Genomic DNA, 2,691 nt, shown 5'->3' on the forward strand with positions numbered 1-2,691 from the left:
CCATGAACTCGCACCATTCATCGCGGGTCCTGGCGCGAAATATCACGGCGAAGCGCTGACGCATCTCGGGCCAGCGCAAGCGGTCGAACTGTTCCGGAAACGTCGCCGGATCGATCTTCAAACGCGCGAGCAATTCCTGAAAAAAGCGGTGTTCGACCGGGCCGATCGAGACGAACTTGTCGTCCGAGGTCGCGTAGGTGTCATACCAAGGCGCGCCGGAATCCAGGATGTTGGTGCCGCGTTCCTGCTGCCATAACCCCAGCGCGGCCATACCGTGAATGGCGGTCGCCAGATACGCCGATCCATCCACCATCGCCGCGTCGACCACCTGGCCCTTGCCCGAGCGTCCGCGCTCGTAGAGGGCCGCGAGTACGCCGAAGGCCAGAAACATGGCGCCGCCGCCGAAATCGCCGACCAGGTTCAGAGGCGGAACGGGCGCGGAGCCCTGTCGTCCGATTGCGCTCAGCACGCCGGACAACGCGATGTAGTTGATGTCGTGACCGGCCCGCGACGCTTCGGGGCCCTCCTGACCGAAACCGGTCATGCGGCCATAGACGAGTTTGGGGTTGGCGGCGAGGCATGGCTCAGGACCGAGGCCCAACCTTTCCATCGTGCCGGGCCTGAACCCTTCGATCACGACATCCGCCTGCGCGATCAGGCGCATCGTCGCGGCAACGGCTTCGGGCTTCTTGAGATCGAGCGCGATCGATTTGCGGCCGCGACGAAGCACGTCGAAGCGCGGCTCCTTGCCGAGATCGAGGCCGAGATCGGCGCGCGCGACGCGATCGACCCGCACGACCTCGGCACCCATGTCGGCGAGCAGCATGGCGCAGAACGGCGCGGGTCCGATGCCCGCCATCTCCACGACGCGTAAGCCCGTCAACGGCCCCATGGACGTCCTCCGAAGGATGCGGTCGCGGACACTCAAGGCCTGTCGACCGGCTTATGATTTTATTGCCCGACAGAAAAGCGCTGCATTCGGTTCGCGTCAATAGGCTTCGAGGGCAGCGCGTTGAACCGGTGGAAGTCCACATTGTGTCTTTGGATCAAATAGTTAATGTATAGTTGTGAGTTATTTCCTGGAACACTGAAATGTGAAAACATACGAGCCTGCCGGTTGCCAAACTCGATATTGTGGCGCTAGTTTCAGTCCGACAATAATGATCTCCGCCACGTTGAACTCACGGCGAGGCGCGGTTTGGGAGGCACAATGCTCATCACGCGTTCGGACAGTTATGATGAGACATACCGGTCGTTTCGCTGGAATATCCCCAAAGCCTACAACATCGCGTCCGATGTGTGCGACCGCCACGCTGGCGGCGATGCGGTGGCTCTGATCCACGACCGCGGCACCGGCGACGTCAGACATTACACCTTCCGCGATATCCAACGCTCCGCCAACCGGCTCGCCAATGTTTTTTCGCATTACGGATTAGCGCGCGGCAGTTTCGTCGCGATTCTGCTCGGGCAGGATCCTGAAGCCGGAATTACCCATGTCGCTTGCTGGAAGGCCGGCCTGGTCTCGGTGACCATCTCCCGATTGTTCGGGGTCGAGGCCGTTGAGCACCGGCTCGGCATTAGCGATGCGCGCGTGCTCGTCACCGACAAGGCAGGATGGTCCGTCGTCGCGCCGATCCGGGACCGGCTGCCGCATCTCCAGCACGTTCTGATCGTCGACGGCGTCAGCGACGGCGCCTCCGATTTTTACGCCGCCATTGCGCGCGCCAGCGATCACTTCTTAAATATCGGCACATCGTCGGCGGATCCGGCGTTCATGAACTTCACGTCAGGGACGACCGGGCCGGCCAAGGGCGTGCTCAAGGCGCACCGCGCGATGATCGGCGTCATGCCGAGCATCGAGTTCTGCCATGATTTCTTTCCGCAGCCAGGCGACTTGTTCTGGTCGCCGGCGGATTGGTCCTGGCTGGCAGGCTTCATGAACATCCTGATGCCGGCGTGGTTTCACGGCAAGCCGGTGCTGGCATTTCGGGCGTCCAGCTTCGATCCCGAGCAGGCCGTGGCCATGATGGTGAAGCATCGGGTGCGCAATTCGCTGCTGACGCCGACAATGCTGAAGATGCTGCGTCAGGTCGGGCGATTGCCCGAGGCCCTGGATCTGAGGTCGGTCGTGAGCGGAAGCGAGGCGGTCGGCGCCGAACTGGTGAGGTGGGCACAGGATGCATTGAAGGTGAACGTCAACGTCGTGTTCGGTCAGACCGAGTGCAACTCGACGATCGGCAATAACGGGCGCGTCATGCCGTTCAAGGCCGGCGCGCTGGGGCGGGCGATGCCCGGGCACGTCTGCGCGGTCGTGGATGATTCCGGCCAGGAGGTTGCGCCGGGCACGATTGGCAATATCGCGTTTCGCAGGCCGGACCCCCTGATGCTGCTCGAATATTGGCGTGACGCCAAGGCGACGGCAGCCAAGTTCATCAGCGACTGGATGATCACCGGTGACCTCGGGACGTGCGACGAGGAAGGCTATTTCTGGTTCCATGCCCGAGCCGACGATATCATTTCCAGTTCGGGGTACCGGATCGGTCCGGGAGAGATCGAAGACGTATTGATCAAGCATCCCGATGTCGCGATGGCCGCGGTGATCGGCGTGCCCGATCCGGTCCGAAACGAGTCGATCAAGGCCTTCATCGTGCTGTCGCGCAGCGTCGTGCCATCCGACGACATCAAGGAGAG

At 62.2% G+C, this 2,691-nt stretch carries 2 protein-coding genes; one reads left to right on the forward strand and one right to left on the reverse strand.

The genetic code is table 11. The features are described from left to right. A partial coding sequence (locus JHD07_RS27990; protein WP_291627948.1) for a CaiB/BaiF CoA-transferase family protein occupies window positions 1-892 on the reverse strand: 892 nt, incomplete at its 3' end. Window positions 893-1,210: 318 nt separating this feature from the next. On the opposite strand from JHD07_RS27990, the gene JHD07_RS27995 reads away from it, so the two are divergent. Continuing rightward, the coding region (locus JHD07_RS27995; protein WP_291627950.1) for an AMP-binding protein at window positions 1,211-2,691 on the forward strand (1,481 nt) is incomplete at its 3' end.

It is taken from the genome of Bradyrhizobium sp. (assembly GCF_016462955.1).
GTDB lineage: Bacteria > Pseudomonadota > Alphaproteobacteria > Rhizobiales > Xanthobacteraceae > Bradyrhizobium.